Source organism: Niallia sp. Kr1 (genome assembly GCF_050389805.1).
Lineage (GTDB): Bacteria > Bacillota > Bacilli > Bacillales > Cytobacillaceae > Bacillus_BD.
In genome coordinates this window covers 4,775,184-4,792,407 of the sequence record NZ_CP130945.1, presented here as the reverse complement: position 1 = coordinate 4,792,407, position 17,224 = coordinate 4,775,184, and the positions used below count along the sequence as shown (strand labels likewise).

The window sequence follows — 17,224 nt, the reverse complement described above, 5'->3', positions numbered from 1 at the left end:
TTTGATATGTGGTATATTTTTTTTATGATAAAAAATACGGTACGGGGTAGGGTGTTAAAAATAATTAGGAGGACATTCCATGACACAAAAGGTAATCATCGTAGGTGGAGTTGCCGGTGGAGCTACAGCTGCAGCTAAATTAAGAAGAATAAGCGAAGACGTGGAAATTATACTTGTTGAACGAGGAGAATATATTTCTTTTGCAAACTGTGGTCTACCCTATTATATTGGCGAAACGATCACAGATAGAAGCAAATTATTGGTCCAAACCGTAGAGGGAATGTCAGAGCGATTCAACATGGATATCCGTAATTTGAGTGAAGTGGTGGGCATTGATCCCGCGAACCATACGGTAAAAATTAAAGATTTACGAGATGGCGAAGAGTATAACGAAACATATGACAAACTATTGTTATCACCAGGGGCAAGCCCGATTGTACCTCCAATCCCTGGATTAAAAGAAAATAAAGCATTGTTTACACTAAGAAATATCCCAGATACAGATCGAATCAAAGAATATGTAGACAATCAAAAGCCAAAAAGAGCAGTTGTTGTCGGGGGCGGATTTATTGGGATTGAAATGGCAGAAAACTTGGTGGACCGTGGAATCGAAGTAACGATTGTTGAAATGGCGAACCAAGTGATGGCACCGATTGACTTTGAAATGGCAAGTATTTTACACAGCCATATTCAAGAAAAAGGGGCAAAACTAATTTTAGAAAATGGCGTTCAATCTTTTGCGGATAACGGCAAAAAGATCATTCTATCTGATGGAACAGAGGTCGAAACCGATATGACCATTCTTTCCATTGGGGTAAGACCAGAAAATGAAGTAGCGAAAAGCGCTGGTCTAGAATTAGGGGCACGAGGTCACATTATTGTGAATGAATATCTACAAACATCGCAAGAGGATATTTATGCTGTTGGGGATGCGATTGAAGTCGTTGATTATGTAAATGGCAATAAAACAGCGATTCCACTTGCAGGACCAGCAAACAGACAGGGACGAATCGTAGCAAAAAATATGATGGGACTAAATGAGAAATATCAAGGAACATTAGGAACATCCGTGGCAAAAGTATTTGATTTAACGGTGGCTTCCACAGGGAATAATGAAAAAACGTTAAAACGTTTGGGAACTCCATACGAAGTTCTTCATATTCACCCAAGTTCCCATGCTGGGTATTATCCAGGAGCTGCACAAATTTCATTAAAATTGATTTTTGACAAAGAAACCGGGAAAATCTTTGGTGCCCAAGCTGTTGGAGCAGATGGTGTTGATAAACGAATGGATGTCATTGCTACAGCCATCAAAGGTAAATTAACGGTAGAAGAATTAACAAACCTTGAATTGTCTTACGCACCACCATTTTCTTCAGCCAAAGACCCAGTGAATATGGCGGGATATGTGGCTACGAACATAATGAAAGGCGAGTCCGATCATATTCAATGGCATGAAGTGGATGGAGTGGTTGCGGATGGCGGATTGTTAATTGATGTCCGTGAACCAATGGAACGTGAATTTGGTTATATTAAAGGTTCTGTGAACATCCCATTGAATGATCTGCGCAATCGATTAGACGAGATTCCAAAGGACAAAACCGTTTATGTGAGCTGTCAAGTTGGATTAAGAGGATATTTAGCAGCACGAATCTTGAAGAATAACGGATACGATGTGAAAAATGTGGACGGTGGTTGGAAAACATACTCCTCTGTCTTCGGAAGCATTATTGAAGTTGAGGTAGAAACCACAACAAACGATTTAGGGGAAACCGTTATTGAGGAAACCGACGATATCAAAGTTGATGAAGTAGTGGATGTAACAGGGTTAACATGCCCAATGCCAATTGTAAAACTGAAAAAAGGCATCGAAACGATGGATAGTAATCTAATCCTAGAACTTCACGCAACAGACAGAGGAACACTAAGTGATTTACCAGCATGGTCCAAAAACGCCGGACACACCATCCTAAAAACCGAACAAGACGGACCCGTAATTAAATTCTGGATTAAGAAGAAATGAGTCAGAGGGACAGCGTATAATGGGAGAGTCAGCGGGACAGGTACCTCGACTCACATTAGGTATATTTAAGTTAGATTGAGGATTGACGCTGAGACATGTGGCTTGTCCCTCTGTCTCATAGAAATATTAAAAATCATGGAGGGTTGCAAAATGAATGATATTACCGTTTTTACAACAAATACTTGACCTTATTGTACAATGATGAAACAATTCCTTGAGTCTCAAGGAATCTCATACAAAGAAGTAAATGTACAGACAGATCCGATCGCTGCACAAAGGCTTGTTCAGGAAACCGGACAAATGGGAGTACCACAGACTAAGGTTAATGGTCATTGGGTCCTTGGATTCGATCCGGAATCATTGATGAAGCATATTAAAGAATAGAAAATCGAGTAAAAGAGGAGCAAATCGCACAGATTTGTTCCTTTTTATGTCTGTTTTTTTTAGAAAGGAACAGGTTCATAGGATTGGAAGCGTTAAAAAAAGTAGGTGTAGGTTAGGAGTCGTAAATGTTACTATTTACTAGAGAGTGTTAGAGGAGGTGTCATATTGATAGATGTTGATTTTACTATAAATGCCGTAGCTTTCGTAACGAGCATGTTAGCATGGGTCTTTATGATTTTTTTAGCTTATCGTATATATAAGAAACAAACTGTAAAGCCAAAAATATGGAAAATTCTATTGGTCATGTTTGTTGGGTTATTCTCTTTTTCTATTAATTGGACGATGTTTGACGAGATGGTAAAGTTTCCAATTTTACCTCTTGGTGTATGGATTTTATATTTTATTTTTAATAGAAAAGAAGAACGTTGGCAGATGTATCGTCCTTTTGCTTGGTTAGGATTTTGGGCGAATTTTATTTTTTTAGCGTCTACTTTAATCGCCATACCTGTCCATCATGTCGTGTACCCTAAGGATGAACCGACCACTTATCTTTCAAGGGTTGAGAATTCATCCATGATACATATTCATCCATCAGCAAAGGATTTGTCACTGAACAAAGAAATCCTATTACAACAACTCCCTACATTGAAACAAGAAACGTTTTTTCTTGACCAATGGTATGAGGATACCTATATGGATACGGAGCCGAATGATAGAAATGAACGATTTCCCTATCAACTCATAGGAACGTCTCCTAAATGGGGAAGCGGTATTGATGCCATCATTTATATGGAAGACGATGGCAAAGGATTGTTAATCTCGACACCGCAAAAGCAACTTTATTTTCGCTCTGAAAAATCGTTTCTAGAGGGGGTGGAATAAGAGCATGACCAGGAAAAAGTTATGGATCGTGATAGGGATCTTCATTGTACTGTTATCCGCGATAATCTATTGGTCTTATTTTTCAAAACAGGCTACTTTCCCAACAAATGAGCAATTAGTAGAAGAGATGAATCGTGTTTTTCCAGAAGCGAGATCCAGTGAAATTCAAGACCGTATTTTTGTGGACGAACAACATGTAGTGGTCCCGTTCATTTCGGAAAAGAATGATTATGGTTTAAGCTACTGGGTTTGGCAAAAACGCAAATGGAGGGTTGCATCGATTGATACAAAGGGGCGTCCAATGGTGTGGAAGGTGAATCAGAGGGACCCTTCAACGTTTCATTTCGTGTGGAATATTGATCCAGATGATAAACTAGATTCTATTCAAATTTTTCTCATTCGCGACAGAGGATATGGGATCACAGAAGGAAAAGAGTACTATGATCCGAGAGTACAGATGGATACGAAGATTTCTCTTCAAGATAAAACGTATGGTGCGCTGGGGTTACCTGAAAATTGGGTAGCGTTTCTGGACGCATTCGGGAAAGTAGAAACAGCAGAACAGCCTGATTTGTTTTTTAGTTTTCCTGAACCAGCTATGACCTTTGGTTGGATTCCTTATGATCAAGAAGGTAAAGAGACTTTCCCAGAGCATTCTGTGAATGGAAGTGGATTTTCCAATGGTGATGGGGATTTAGAACATGTCATGATAATGGATAAAGGGGAACTTGAACGTCCATAAATGTTGAGGATGAGGTGAATGATTTAAAAAATCGTTTTGGTTTATTTTTCATTTATGCCATTTTTAAAGCGGTACAACGAATGTTTGACAGGACATCGATAAAAGTGATGATGTATCTGTTTAGGTTGGCGGTTTTAGTTGGAGTTGGTTATATTTCACTTTTCATATTTACCTTGATTTTTTATGGATTTGCTCCTTAATTTGTATAGCTCTAACAGTAGTGGGGGATTAATAAATCGAGTAATTTGGAAGCTATTAAATGAATCAAATATGTTTTAATAATGGTCCTATCAAAACGGGGTCATTTTTTTATGGTAAAATAATTAATTATTATAAGAAAGCGTGAAATATGAAGCAGGTGAAAACATTTGAATAGAAATGAAAAAATCAAAAGACGCTATAATCGAATCTCAAGGATATATGAAGTGATGGATAAGATGATTAAAGCAGAATGGAGATTGAATTTACTATCCAATGTCTCTGGCGATGTTCTCGAAGTGGGGATTGGAACGGGGACGAATTTGCACTTTTACCCCAATCACACGAAATCCCTAACAGGTGTTGATTTTAGTAAAGGAATGTTAAAGCAAGCTCGCCAGAAGGTAACAAAAGGGAGATATCCATTTCCAATTGAATTAATAGAAGCGGATATACAGAAGATGCCGTTTCCAGACAATACGTTTGATACAGTTGTGTCAACATGTGTATTTTGTTCAGTTCCAGACCCGCTATCAGGTTTAGAAGAATTGAAACGAGTTTGTAAACCAGGGGGTCAAATCCTAATGTTGGAGCATATGAGAAGTGAGCAAAAGTGGGTGGGTATGGTAATGGATGTGTTAAATCCTTTAACGGTTAAATTATGGGGCGCCAATATTAATCGGGAAACGATCCACACAATCGAACGATCAGGACTCAAAATAGAAAAAAATAAAAATTTAAGGGGAACTATTTTTAGAGAGTTATCCGTTAGCCCCAATAAGTGAAACAAGGGGACGGTTCTCCTGTTTCATGTGATGTAGTGCACTTGAATTAGGGATCTTTTCAGTTAAGAGAGGATAAGGTCATTAGAAACAGAGTCGGGCATTTCACCAGTTCTCCCAATCTTTCCATATTTATTGTAAAAAAAAGAAACAGGGAGAACCGTCCCCCTGTTTCTATCTAGCTTCTGCTATTTTTGTAACGTACTGATGTGCCAAATCAGTAAGCTTGTCCCATTCATTATTGGCTATTAGGTCTTTCCTTAAGAGTGAACCGCCGATACCGGCAGCGACTGCACCAGCCTTGATATAATCACCAATGTTATCAAGATTGACACCACCAGTAGGCATCATTGGGATATGACCAAGTGGACCTCTTACGTCCTTAATAAATTGGCTCCCTAATACGCTAGCAGGGAATACCTTGACAATATCTGCTCCCCATTCATAAGCCTGTAAAATTTCAGTAGGGGTGAATACGCCTGGAATGGCAATTTTACCGTAACGGTTTGCAACTTCAATGGTTTCTTGTTTATATGTAGGTGCAAAGATGAAATCTGCACCATACTGAATTGCAAGAGTTGCAGCATTTCCATCTAGAACCGTTCCTGCACCGATAGCGGCTTTGTCTCCAAATAATTGCTTTGCCTCCTTGATAACTTCAAGTGCATTAGGAGAATCCATCGTTACCTCTATACCTGTAATCCCCCCTTTAACAAGGGATGAGATGACATCTATGACTTTTTCAGCTTCGATTCGACGTACAACCGCGACGACACCGGATTTCAGTGTTTTATTAAGTAATTCCTGTTTCACCATAAACAACTCCTATCTTAGTACATCTGAACAATTCTTTTGGAAGTTTTCTAGTTCGTTTTTGTCTGGTAATCCCTCAATATCTCCTCTTATGGTAACGACCATTGCTCCAACCTTTGCTCCCATTTCAACAGATTCTCGCAATGATTTATTTTCTAATAAACCTGCTAATAAGCCCGCAGCAAAACCATCTCCTGCCCCGACGGGATCAGCAACATGCTCAACCTTAAAGCTTGGAACAGCACCGGTCTCTCCAGCTTTAGAAGCATAATACGTCTCATTTGCTCCATTTTTTATAACGATCTTCGAAACTCCCTCGTTTAAGAAATAATCAGCAATCTCTTCATAATTTCTCGAACCGATTAGATATTCTGCTTCATCCAGACCTGGCATGAAAAGATCAGATTGTTTAGCTAATTGTAATAAGATTTCTTTCGCGTTATCTTTTTTATCCATTAATTTAAAACGAAGATTCGGATCAAATGAAAGAAATATATTATTTTCTTTAGCAAAAGCTACAACAGCTTGAGTGACTTCCAGACAGCTATCACTTAAGAAAGGCGTAATTCCTGATATATGGATTATTTTAGCTTCCTTCAAATAATTCCAATCTATATCTTCCTTTGTCAGTTGGCTTGCAGCTGAATTGCTGCGATAGTAATACACTTGCGTTTTTCCTGGATTTACTCTTTCTTTAATATAAAGTCCTGTCGGATATTCTTTGTTATACAAAACACGAGAGGTGTCAACACCCTCTCCACGTATAGAGGATACTAAATACTTGCCAAACTCATCATCACCTACTTTACTAATCCATCCAGCAGAATGACCAAGTCGTGCTACACCGATAGCAACATTCGACTCTGCTCCTCCTTGTCTTTTATTAAAACTAGGAATATATCTTAATGGACCTTCGTCTGCTGCTTCTAATATAATCATTGTTTCTCCAATGGTAACGAGTTCAGGAAACACGATGAATAACCTCCAAATAAATACTAATTAACTGTTGCTTTTTTCTTTTTAATTTGACCCATGATTAATGGTAAAACTAATGAAACAATCGCTAAAATAATAAATGCTAAAGAAATAGGTCTTTGTAAGAAGATCATAAAACTTCCTTCTGACATAACAAGTGCACGTCTCATTTCACTTTCTGCCATTGGACCAAGGATTAGCGCAAGAACAATTGGTGATGCAGGGAAATCGAATTTTTTCATGAAGTAACCGATAATACCAGCACCAAGCATTGTAAATACATCAAAGTAATTGTTAGCGATTGCAAACGAACCAACAGTTGATAATACAATGATTACTGCTGCGATAATATTTTTAGGTATTTTTAAGATTGTTGTAAAAAGGCGGATACCACTTAACCCGAAAATTAGCATTAAAACATTGGCAGCTAACATACCGGCAAAAAGTGTAAATACTAAATCACCACTAGTTTGGAACAATTGTGGTCCAGGTTGAATCCCTTGTACAACTAATGCTCCTAACATAATTGCAGTAACAGCATCTCCAGGGATACCAAGTGTTAATAATGGAACAAAGGCACCACCTGTTACACCGTTACCAGCTGCTTCAGGAGCTGCAATACCCTTTGGATTACCTTTTCCAAATGTTTCTTTTTCTTCTTTTTTCGAAAAGCGTCTAGCTTCATTGTAAGCAACGAAAGCGGCTATATCAGCTCCGGCACCAGGAATAATTCCGATGAATGTTCCGATAAAACCTGAACGGAAAATGGTACCCCAAAGCCTCTTTAACTCATTCCATTTTGGAAGTGCGTAGCCAACGATTACTTTTTTGATTCCTTTTCCACCAGTTAACTCTTCTTCCATAATTACTAATGCTTCTGAGATTGCAAATAAACCAATCATAACTGGAATAAAGTTTAATCCGTTTAAAAGTGAAAGGTTTCCATAAGTAAAGCGTGGGTAGCTTGTCATTGGATCCATACCAATTGTACTAATTACAAGACCAAACACCCCAGCAATTAATCCTTTAAGTACGGAACCGCCAGAAATACTCGATATAATACTTAAACCGAATAACGCTAGTCCAAACATTTCGGGTGCACTGAAACCTAATGCAATTTGTGCAAGCTGTGGAGCTATAAAAATTAACATCAATGTACTAATTAATCCACCACTGGTTGCAGATATAACTGAAATTCCTAATGCCTTTCCAGCTTTACCTTGTTTTGTAAAAGGATAACCATCAAGTGCGGTAGCTGCTGATGCAGGTGTACCCGGTGTATTCAGCAAAATGGATGCGACTGAACCACCATACACACCACCAAAATAAACGCCAATTAAAAGTAAAATGCCAGTAATGGCATCCATACCAAATGTTATAGGTAAGAAGAGAGCTACACCCATTGTTGCCGTCAAACCTGGTAAGGCACCAATGATGATACCAGCGATAACTCCCCCTATAAGTAAGATGAAAACACTAGGTTGTAATATTTGGGTAAATCCATTTAGGAGTAATTCCATTTTCTAGCCTCCTTAATATAAAATTCCGTGTGGAATTGGTACATTCATTAGGTATTCAAAAAGAAGCACAACTCCCGCACTAACTAGTATTGATACAGAAATTAATACAGCCCATTTACGGATACCCATCAGCAGCATCCATACCAATGTTATTAATATCGTAGAAATAAGGAATCCTATAGTTGGAATTAAAATAACGTAAATAATTAATGAGATAAATCCCCCGATAAAATGAGGAATGTTTTTACGATGTAAGGTGAAAATGTTCCCAGTCGTTTCCTCTTTTTTAAATACTAATAAGACAGATAAGATACCAAGAATAAGCGCTGTTGCCTTAGGGAAAAAGTCAGCTCCAGGACCGATTGTATTGGATGTTTGAAATGCATCTGCAGAAATCCAAATAAAAATGGAAAATAGAGTTAAAACGATACCAATAATCCGATTCGCCAAAGTCATAATTGACACCTCCGATAATAAAAAGTTTGTGGTTTTGAAGACATCCCTCGTAATCTAATACTCTCTTAAAATGACATACAGTATTAACCTATCTTAAACTAGGAAAAGGCTAAACACAGTTAGCCTTTTTCCAACTCAACTTTTAATAACACTTCGCTTATTTATTATTGCGGTGCTAAACCAATTGCTGGAATTAATTCAGCAAATAATGCATCTTGTTCTTTAATTAAATTTGAGAAACCTTCACCATTTTCATAACGGTAGCCTAGGTTTAAGTTGTTAAGGACGCCCTTGAATTTTTCACTTTCAATGGTTGTAGCAAATGAATCTTCGAGTACTTTTACCACATCTTCAGGAGTATCTTTTGGTACAGCTAATCCTCTCCATGTTCCGATGGATAAATCGATTCCTCTTTCTTTAAGTGTTGGAACCTCAGGCAATTTTTCTACTTTCTCGTCTGCCATTACAGCTAGAACCTTTAATTCGCCAGCTTCTACTTGAGTAATAACTTCAGCAGGACTTACAGATACAGCATCAATATGTCCGCCTAATAGAGCTGTTACTGCAGGGGCTGCCCCCTCAAATGGTACGTGATTTAGAGTAGTGTCCGTTTCTTTTTCAAAAGCAGCTGCAGCTAAGTGCCAAATAGCACCAGTTCCTGAATTACCAACTTTTAAATTTTCGGTTTTTGCAGCTTCTACAAATTCTTCGATTGTATTCCAAGGAGCATCAGCGCGAACTGTGATTGCAGCTGGATCCTCATTTAAAAGTGCAACTGGTCTAAAGTCTTCGTATGTGAATTGCGCTAAACCGGTATGTGGTAAAGTAAGTAATTCAACTGTTATCATTGTTACCGAATATCCATCTGGCTTCGCAGAAGCACCATTTTGCATACCAACTGCACCACCACCACCTTCACGGTTAACAACACCGAAGGGTTGGCCTAAATCATTTTTTGCTAAGTCTGCAAAGGCACGAGCAACCGTATCAGTACCACCACCTGCTGAATAAGGAACAGTTAACTCAAGAGGTTTTTCAGGAAAATCAGAAGCTTTTCCATTACCTCCCTCTGTTGAAGTAGATTCATTACCTCCACCACAGGCAGCTAGTAATAAAACTAAAATAGATAAAATGGATAATAATTTTAATTTCTTCATAAAAATGCCCCTCTATTTATATAATTTTTTTTGAAAACCCATTTTCATAGAGATTTCTTCAACAGTTTCTAATAGCTTAGGAATTGTATGGTCCAATATTTCATCAGTCATTCTATGTAACTGACCTGTAACGCTGACTGCGTATCGAACCTCTCCTTTATAGTCAAAAATGGGTGCTGCAACGCAACGAATTCCTAATTCATGTTCCTCGTTATCATAGGAAAATCCATTTATTTTAACCATATGAAGTTCTTTCACTAATTCCTCAGCTCTTACGAAAGTGTGTTCAGTAAAACGTTTGAATTGAACCTGATTTAAATATCTGAGAATCTCTTCTTCATTTCTATAAGCTAAAATGCATTTTCCTACTCCTGTACAATACAATGGAGCCCTTCTGCCAACTTGGGAATAAATTCGAATGGTTGATTGGTTGTCCACTTTGTCAATATAGACAACCTCTTGATCATCTAGCATGACTAAATGAACAATTTCTTCAGTTTCTCTACCAAGTTTTTCAAGAAGTGGTCTAGCAGCCTCAATAATATTTAAATATTTGACTACAAAATAGTTCATTTCAATAAACTTTAGGCCTAAGTGATAAGTACTTTCTTTACCTACTTTTTGAACGTATCCGTGTCTTTCAAGAGATATCAGGAGCCGATGAGCAGTGCTTTTTGCCACCTGTAAAGAATTTGCAACTTCAGTAACTCCCTGGCCCCTAGGATGTTCCTTAAGTAGTTCAAGTATGCGTAAAGCACGGTCAACGGACTGAACCACTTGATTTATTCCTCCTTTCAGACTGTTCCGTAATATGGAACCGCTTTCCTTATTGTGATAATATAATCTTAAGTTCTATTGAAAACGTTGTCAACATAAATTTTTTAATTTTATGAACTTAATATTTTAATAGGTTTTAAAAAAAAGATTAATAATCCATAACTTGATTATGCAGAAGATTCATTGTTATTATGAGGCTGATAAGTAATGAATAAGAATGAACTTTTTTTGCACTATATATATTGAAAAGTTTGTAAATTATATCGGTGTAACTTAACGCTTATTCTTTGAACAAAAATACTTTACTTATTAGTAGGTAGAAGGAAGGTGTATGGGATGAATGTAAGTTTTGAAAATAAAGTGGTTGTCATTACAGGAGGAAGTACGGGAATAGGGGCAGAAGCTGCTAAAGCTTTTGCGGACGCAGGTGCTAAAGTAGTAGTTAATTATTTACATAGTGAACAGAGAGCAATGGATGTTGTCAAATCCATTGAGGAAAAGGGGGGAGAAGCGATTGCTGTTAAGGCAGATGTAACTTCTTCAACTGATGTAGAGAAACTTTTTGAAAAAACAATAGAGAATTATAATCGTGTAGATGTATTGGTAAATAACGCTGGCGGTCTATTAGTGAGATGTCCATTTGAGGAATTAACAGAAGAAGATTGGGACCGTGTATATGATTTAAATGTTAAATCTGTCTTTCTTTGCTCAAAGGAAGCGGTTCGTTTCATGAAAGAAAACGAGAATGGAGCTATTATTAATCTTACTTCAGTTGCGGCTCGCAATGGTGGAGGTGCAGGTGCTCTTCACTATGCTTCAGCTAAAGGAGCCGTTTTGACGCTGACAAAAGGCATGGCAAAAGAGCTTTTACAATACAATATTCGCGTAAATGCCATTAGTCCTGGGGTAATTTCAACTCCATTCCATGACAAGTATACTCCTGAAAATATAAGAAGTGGTTTTTTAAAGGGAATACCAATGGGAAGAGAAGGCAGATCAGATGAATGTGTAGGGGCTATACTATTTTTAGCGTCAGAATATGCAAGTTATATTTGCGGTGAAACGATAGAAATCAATGGTGGACAAATGATGGATTAATAAAATATAAAATGCGAGGTGCTTTTTAAGTTTGTCTACTTAGAGAGTGCCTTTTTTAGTTAAAAGATAAGTAGAAATCATACCTCTAATAAAAGCAAAAATCTCAACGACCAGCACATTTTTAAAGGTTGAGCATTTGATTTGATAATGAAAATGGTTAAAAGGAGTGCAAGGTTTTAAGTAAATGAATCAATGGGAGTTCCTTTTTGAGAAACAGAGGAAAGTAGTTCACTGGTTTTTATCTTATATATGGATCATTAAAAATGAAACAGGGAGAACCGTCCCCCTGTTACAAGAGGACGGTTGTTCCGTTATTTGAGTTAAGATTGGTGATTTCACATTTTATTGGACATACATTCCGCTATTTAATTGAATGATTGTTATTTTATTGTAATGAATAGCAAATAACGTACTCAGTGTCCGAAAATCTTTAAAATTAGTGTTTTTTTTGATAATAACGTACTCAATGTCCGCAGAATGTAGAACCGAAAGAACTCGTGTAATGTTAATATGGAATCTATCCAAAGAATGAACAGTGTCATCCCCTTTATTCTACACGTGACTTTTTTAATACTTCAACGGAGTTAGCGAGTAACTGATCTTCGTTGTCATCTAGATCAACTTCAATGACTTCTTGAACGCCTTGTCTGTTTACGATAGCTGGAACACTCAAATAAATATCATTTTGTCCATATTGACCTTCTAACAAGCACGATACAGTTAAAATGGAATGTTCATTATTGAAAATAGCCTTTGTGATTCTCGTTAAACACATACCAATTCCAAAGTTCGTGACACCTTTACGATTAATGACTTCGTAAGCAGCATTACGTACTTGTGAAAAAATGTTCTCTAAGTTCTTTTTATCCTCTGGGTTGTTTCTTCTTTCAAGAACTTTAGAAAGGGATTCAATCCCAATACTTGCTTGACTCCAGACGGGGAACTCACTATCTCCATGTTCGCCCATAATGGATGCATGAATGTTGCGAGGGTCCACTTTAAAATAATCACCTAGCAACACTTTGAAACGCGCTGAATCTAAAGTTGTACCTGAACCGAGCACCTTATGTGCAGGGAAACCACTTTCCTTTTGTGCAACGTGCGACATAAGATCAACGGGGTTAGAAGCAACTAAGATGATGTCATTAAAGCCACTATCCACAACACTACGCACAATGGACTTCATAATCTTTGTGTTCTTCTCAACTAAATCAAGTCGCGTTTCTCCGGGCTTTTGATTGGCTCCAGCCGTAATCACCACTAATTGAGCATCAGAACATTCTTCATACCCTCCATGCTTTACAACCATGTTAGAACTAGCAAAAGCCATTCCATGGACTAAATCCATTGCTTCCCCTTTTGCTTTTTCTTCATTCGCGTCAATAATCACTAACTCGCTAATAAAACCTTGATTTACTAAACTATAAGCATAAGCTGTACCAACAGCACCAGCACCAACTAAAACAACTTTTCTCAACTTACACACTCCTCAATTAATCATCAAATTTATAATTCCCACAAATGAAAGGAATATAAAACTAATTTTAATGGTGAATAAAGGTTTTATTTTCACGACGGGCACGCTATTAATGGTGGATCCTTTGATTTTGAAAATGACGATTGTTAAAATCGGTGTAAACACTAGCAGGTCTAGTGGATGAAAATAAATCTAAATTAACCAATCTGCAAGATATAGACATTTCGTGAGTGGCAAATAACCACTTAAAGAGATTACATTGTATGTTACAAAAAATAAGGCGATTGTTCAACAGTTTGAGGGAGAACTTTTACTAAGACTTGAAGAGAGGGACAAAGGTGACAGATTTTAAAGATGATCACGCTATTAATTCTAATGATAGGGAGAACTCTTTGAGGGGAATGGACGAACAGGGTAGATCTACTAGATTTGCAGATTTAGTGATGACTATTTTTATTAATGAAATGAATAAAAAAGCGAAAGAAATTGGATTGACCCATACTCATTTTATAGAACCTGCAGGATTTCCAAGTACAATCGAACACACGATGTCAACGAGAGATATGGTTAAAGTGGTCATATACGCTTCTAGATATAAAGAACTCGCAAGTATTTGGAATAAAAAATCGTACACGTTTCATATAGAAGGGGATACCCCTAGGGAATTAACGATAAACACAACGGTTTCATTTCCAATCATAGAAAACGAATATGATCTATTTGGCGGAAAAACAGGCTGTATTTGGGGCACAAATGAAATAGATGGATACCATGTCGTGTTAATAACAAGCGCACCGAATAACAGACAGTTTGTTGTAGCCCTTAGAGGGGCTTCAACAGAAGAAGAAAGATGTAGGGATGTAAAAACTTCTTTAGACAATGCAAAAAAGTTGCTTGAAAACCCAAGCGAAACGATAGAAGAGATTACATCTGAGAGTGTCTCCATTTGTTATATGCCTTCTTCACATGGACCATACGATCCACCGTTAATCTATTCGAAAAACCCTGATATCGCAGGCCATCCTGCATCCGTAACGAAGGTAATGTCGGCTATCATTGCTTTAGATTATATGACCAATTTAGATGAAAAAATCGTAATCCAAGAGACAGATATTACATATGGAACGGGTAGCTTTTTTAGCGCAGGGGATATTATTACATTTAGAGATGCCTTATACAGCATGATGTTGCCATCTTCTAATACATGTGCAAACGCTGTAGCAAGGATCGTCGGAGAAAAGATTTATCAAAAAACAAAAGGATAGCATCACAATCAAGTTCAACTACGTCTTTCAAACAGAGGCGTTGGTAAATCGCTCCCAGTTTTACAAAACATCGTTTGAATTTTGACTGCACCTACTCACAGATGCAGTCTTTTTATTTAACAACATACAGTACACCTCAAATTTACTTAATATTTATAAAAATTAAACAAGACCTTTACAATCATTTCATACAATTTAATTGGTCAACCAACCAAAAAGGAGAGATAGCATGAGTGCTACTGATAAACGTCAACGATTAATAGAAGCAGCTTATAGAGTGTTTAGTCGGAAGGGATTTTATCATGCCTCGATCAAGGACGTTGCAAATGAAGCGGGTATTACACCTGGACTTGTTCATTATTATTTTAAGAATAAAGATGAGTTATTGTTCTCTGTCCAAAGGGAGATTCAACAACAATACCATCGTCAGTATGATGGCAAGACGGAATCCGATATGAATCTATCGGATGTTCTGAATGAAATTAAATCAAGAGTAGAAAAGGATCCGGATTGGTATCGTTGGAGATATGAGCTCTATTCGTTAGGCTTAAAAAGTGGTCCATATGAGGATGAAGTAGCAAACATATTGAAAAACGGCAGAGAGAGTCTTTCGAACCCACTGAAAAGTCTGATCCCTGAAGCAATGGAAGCGGATGCCATAGCGAGTATTTTGCTGGCTTGCTTTGATGGACTAGCGCTGCAAAAAATGTTTGATGACGAATTTGATCTGGATCAAACGTACCAGGTATTAATCGATGTAATGCAAAGCTACTTAAAAGGAGAAAATTCATGAGAAAAGCCATTCTATTTCTAGTAAGTCTACTATTAATCCCTTTCTCTACTTTTGCAAAAACCGAAGACAGAGAAGCAATCATAACGAAATTTATGGAAAAGTCATTAGATCAGTATCAAATTCCGGGTGCATCGCTGGCGATCGTAGAAAAGGGGGAAAACGTTTATCACCAGCAATGGGGAACTTTAAGTGACGGATCAAAGGTAACCGCCGACACCCCCTTTCTGATCGGTTCTTTAAGCAAGCCCATTACTTCTCTAGCAATTATGATGTTAGTGGAAGAAGGCAAAATAAAGCTAGATGAACCCATCCAAACCTATCTTCCATCGTTTACATATCAAACCGACAGCTTAAAACCGATTACCGTTTTTCATTTATTGGAGCAAACCAGCGGGATTAGTCAATTTGATGGTCTTCAAGTGACAGACAAGGAGTGGGCGATAGAGGGAGCGATTCATCAGGCTGTAGAAGAACTAAGTGGTGTTATGTTGTCTCACGAGCCTGGAGAAGTCTATGAATATAACTCTGCCAACTATTTACTTTTAGGCGCTATTATTGAAAAGGTATCAGAGCAATCTTTTGCTGATTTTGTAAATACAAATATTTTCATTCCGCTTGGGATGGAACACTCTGCTGCTGATTATGATCGTGCGGTCGAAAAAGGATATGTCCCAGGTTTTGAATCTTGGTTTGGTCAGCCTGTTGCAAGTGGTGGATTCTATGATCATGCGGGAGCTCCTTACGGATATATCGCTTCAAGTACAAACGATTTAGCGAGATTTTTAACCTTCATGTTAGAGGGCGGAGATTTATTATCAGAACAAAACTTGGCATTGTTAAAAACTCCTCCAGAAGAAGGGAAAACATACGGTTTGGGGTGGCATTTTGATAAAACAGAGCATTTCCCTTATCATGGCGGGGGCAACTCTGATTTTAGAGCGCAAATGTTTTTACTACCGGACGAAAATAAGGCTGCCGTGCTTTTAACCAATAAATACCATATTATGGAAGATGCTCATGTTACCTATATTATGAATGGAATCCGATCTATCATGAGTGGAGAAGAGACAGAGGAATTGCCTAAACCAAGCTATATGATTCAATGGAGTTTATTGGTGATTACCGTATTGTTGGGGATTTTAACAATACTTCATTTCTTCCGTCTGAGAAGAAAAAGTAGAAACAGAAAGGGTTCGTTCATCCTTGGAACCCTCTCGCTTCTACTAGCTGTTGGATTAATTCCGTTATTTGTGAAAATGGTTGGTACTCCATGGGAGAGTATCGTTTTCTTCGCACCTGACATCGCATTCTTAACCTATTGTCTGGTTGGGATATTGGCTCTCAATGGAATGATGGCTTTATGGATGACGATACTTAAAAAGCGAGCTGTTTAATGAAACACGGGGACGGTTCTGGTGTTTCAAACAGCACGGTTGCAATGAAACACTCAGAACCGTCCCCGTGTTTCATTGCCGCTTGGTTCGTAAAAAGTAGATGTAAAGAGCAGGAGCTAGAAAGCATAGAAATAAGATTCCACCAATCATGATTCCATTCACTAGACCAAATCCATCCGTCATGGAAACAAGAAATCCAACAACAATAGAAATAAGAGCAGTGACAACAAAGGAAATTACCAATCCCTTTTTGGGAGATTTTCCACTCGGTTCATGATCAACACTGATGCTCATGGATAGAAAGGAAGAGATAACCGTGGTGGCGATAAATACAAACCATAGCGGGTTTTGCATCATACCATCCATTCCCTTTGTTACAAGGTCATAACCTAAGATCCCGAGAATTCCAAGGGTTTGAACCACATAGGCAATTCGAAGGTTTTGTAAATTTTTCAGAACTAAACGCTCGTCCTTAATCTTTTTCACCT

General features: G+C 37.8%; 17 protein-coding genes. 9 read left to right on the top strand and 8 right to left on the bottom strand.

Features of this window, described 5'->3' with window-relative positions; all coding sequences use genetic code 11:
- Nucleotides 1–79: 79 nt before the first annotated feature.
- From Q5760_RS23650 to Q5760_RS23630, 5 genes are all read left to right on the top strand, one after another.
- On the top strand, nt 80–2,023 hold the full coding sequence (locus tag Q5760_RS23650; RefSeq protein ID WP_428909973.1) for a CoA-disulfide reductase: 1,944 nt from the start codon (nt 80–82) through the stop codon (nt 2,021–2,023).
- Nucleotides 2,024–2,173: 150 nt separating this feature from the next.
- Entirely contained in the window at nt 2,174–2,407 is a 234-nt protein-coding gene (locus tag Q5760_RS23645; protein ID WP_428909972.1) for a glutaredoxin family protein, read from the top strand.
- A gap of 165 nt (nt 2,408–2,572) precedes the next feature.
- The gene (locus tag Q5760_RS23640; protein ID WP_428909971.1) at nt 2,573–3,289 is read left to right on the top strand and encodes a hypothetical protein; all 717 of its coding nucleotides are present in this window, start codon (nt 2,573–2,575) and stop codon (nt 3,287–3,289) included.
- A gap of 4 nt (nt 3,290–3,293) precedes the next feature.
- Entirely contained in the window at nt 3,294–4,031 is a 738-nt protein-coding gene (locus tag Q5760_RS23635; RefSeq protein WP_428909970.1) for a hypothetical protein, read from the top strand.
- Between the two features lie 368 nt (nt 4,032–4,399).
- Entirely contained in the window at nt 4,400–5,014 is a 615-nt protein-coding gene (locus Q5760_RS23630; RefSeq protein WP_428909969.1) for a class I SAM-dependent methyltransferase, read from the top strand.
- A 171-nt stretch (nt 5,015–5,185) separates the two neighbouring features.
- Here the strand turns inward: Q5760_RS23630 and Q5760_RS23625 are convergent, their stop codons facing one another.
- The 6 genes from Q5760_RS23625 to Q5760_RS23600 form a co-directional block, all read right to left on the bottom strand.
- Nucleotides 5,186–5,827, bottom strand: coding sequence for a bifunctional 4-hydroxy-2-oxoglutarate aldolase/2-dehydro-3-deoxy-phosphogluconate aldolase (locus Q5760_RS23625; RefSeq protein ID WP_428909968.1), 642 nt, complete (start codon nt 5,825–5,827; stop codon nt 5,186–5,188).
- Nucleotides 5,828–5,836: 9 nt separating this feature from the next.
- Nucleotides 5,837–6,796, bottom strand: coding sequence for a sugar kinase (locus Q5760_RS23620; RefSeq protein WP_428909967.1), 960 nt, complete (start codon nt 6,794–6,796; stop codon nt 5,837–5,839).
- Nucleotides 6,797–6,819: 23 nt separating this feature from the next.
- Nucleotides 6,820–8,319 (bottom strand): tripartite tricarboxylate transporter permease, encoded by a 1,500-nt coding sequence (locus Q5760_RS23615; protein ID WP_428909966.1) that lies wholly within the window; start codon nt 8,317–8,319, stop codon nt 6,820–6,822.
- 12 nt (nt 8,320–8,331) lie between these two features.
- Nucleotides 8,332–8,775, bottom strand: a complete 444-nt coding sequence (locus tag Q5760_RS23610) for a tripartite tricarboxylate transporter TctB family protein (RefSeq protein WP_428909965.1) — start codon at nt 8,773–8,775, stop codon at nt 8,332–8,334.
- Nucleotides 8,776–8,939: 164 nt separating this feature from the next.
- Nucleotides 8,940–9,932 (bottom strand): tripartite tricarboxylate transporter substrate binding protein, encoded by a 993-nt coding sequence (locus Q5760_RS23605; RefSeq protein WP_428909964.1) that lies wholly within the window; start codon nt 9,930–9,932, stop codon nt 8,940–8,942.
- A 12-nt stretch (nt 9,933–9,944) separates the two neighbouring features.
- The gene (locus Q5760_RS23600; protein WP_428909963.1) at nt 9,945–10,709 is read right to left on the bottom strand and encodes an IclR family transcriptional regulator; all 765 of its coding nucleotides are present in this window, start codon (nt 10,707–10,709) and stop codon (nt 9,945–9,947) included.
- Nucleotides 10,710–11,045: 336 nt separating this feature from the next.
- Between Q5760_RS23600 and Q5760_RS23595 the strand changes: the two genes are divergently transcribed.
- Nucleotides 11,046–11,807, top strand: a complete 762-nt coding sequence (locus tag Q5760_RS23595) for an SDR family NAD(P)-dependent oxidoreductase (protein ID WP_428909962.1) — start codon at nt 11,046–11,048, stop codon at nt 11,805–11,807.
- A 547-nt stretch (nt 11,808–12,354) separates the two neighbouring features.
- Here the strand turns inward: Q5760_RS23595 and Q5760_RS23590 are convergent.
- A complete protein-coding gene (locus Q5760_RS23590) occupies nt 12,355–13,293 on the bottom strand; it encodes an L-lactate dehydrogenase (protein WP_428909961.1) in 939 nt (312 codons plus the stop codon).
- 329 nt (nt 13,294–13,622) lie between these two features.
- Between Q5760_RS23590 and Q5760_RS23585 the strand changes: the two genes are divergently transcribed.
- The 3 genes from Q5760_RS23585 (at nt 13,623) to Q5760_RS23575 (ending at nt 16,736) form a co-directional block, all read left to right on the top strand.
- Nucleotides 13,623–14,549 carry a serine hydrolase gene (locus tag Q5760_RS23585; protein WP_428909960.1) on the top strand — a complete coding sequence of 309 codons (927 nt, stop codon included), beginning with the start codon at nt 13,623–13,625 and terminating at the stop codon, nt 14,547–14,549.
- Nucleotides 14,550–14,778: 229 nt separating this feature from the next.
- The gene (locus Q5760_RS23580; protein ID WP_428909959.1) at nt 14,779–15,342 is read left to right on the top strand and encodes a TetR/AcrR family transcriptional regulator; all 564 of its coding nucleotides are present in this window, start codon (nt 14,779–14,781) and stop codon (nt 15,340–15,342) included.
- On the top strand, nt 15,339–16,736 hold the full coding sequence (locus tag Q5760_RS23575; RefSeq protein ID WP_428909958.1) for a serine hydrolase domain-containing protein: 1,398 nt from the start codon (nt 15,339–15,341) through the stop codon (nt 16,734–16,736). The genes Q5760_RS23580 and Q5760_RS23575 overlap by 4 nt, the downstream gene beginning before the upstream one ends.
- 72 nt (nt 16,737–16,808) lie before the next feature.
- Here Q5760_RS23575 and Q5760_RS23570 read toward each other — a convergent pair whose 3' ends face one another.
- Nucleotides 16,809–17,222, bottom strand: coding sequence for a hypothetical protein (locus Q5760_RS23570; RefSeq protein ID WP_428909957.1), 414 nt, complete (start codon nt 17,220–17,222; stop codon nt 16,809–16,811).
- Nucleotides 17,223–17,224: the final 2 nt, after the last annotated feature.

Coding starts and splice junctions, on each gene's coding strand:
- Q5760_RS23650 (WP_428909973.1), top strand. CDS start 80: ATGACACAAAAGGTAATCATCGTAGGTGGAGTTGCCGGTGGAGCTACA.
- Q5760_RS23635 (WP_428909970.1), top strand. CDS start 3,294: ATGACCAGGAAAAAGTTATGGATCGTGATAGGGATCTTCATTGTACTG.
- Q5760_RS23625 (WP_428909968.1), bottom strand. CDS start 5,827: ATGGTGAAACAGGAATTACTTAATAAAACACTGAAATCCGGTGTCGTC.
- Q5760_RS23615 (WP_428909966.1), bottom strand. CDS start 8,319: ATGGAATTACTCCTAAATGGATTTACCCAAATATTACAACCTAGTGTT.
- Q5760_RS23610 (WP_428909965.1), bottom strand. CDS start 8,775: ATGACTTTGGCGAATCGGATTATTGGTATCGTTTTAACTCTATTTTCC.
- Q5760_RS23605 (WP_428909964.1), bottom strand. CDS start 9,932: ATGAAGAAATTAAAATTATTATCCATTTTATCTATTTTAGTTTTATTA.
- Q5760_RS23595 (WP_428909962.1), top strand. CDS start 11,046: ATGAATGTAAGTTTTGAAAATAAAGTGGTTGTCATTACAGGAGGAAGT.
- Q5760_RS23580 (WP_428909959.1), top strand. CDS start 14,779: ATGAGTGCTACTGATAAACGTCAACGATTAATAGAAGCAGCTTATAGA.
- Q5760_RS23575 (WP_428909958.1), top strand. CDS start 15,339: ATGAGAAAAGCCATTCTATTTCTAGTAAGTCTACTATTAATCCCTTTC.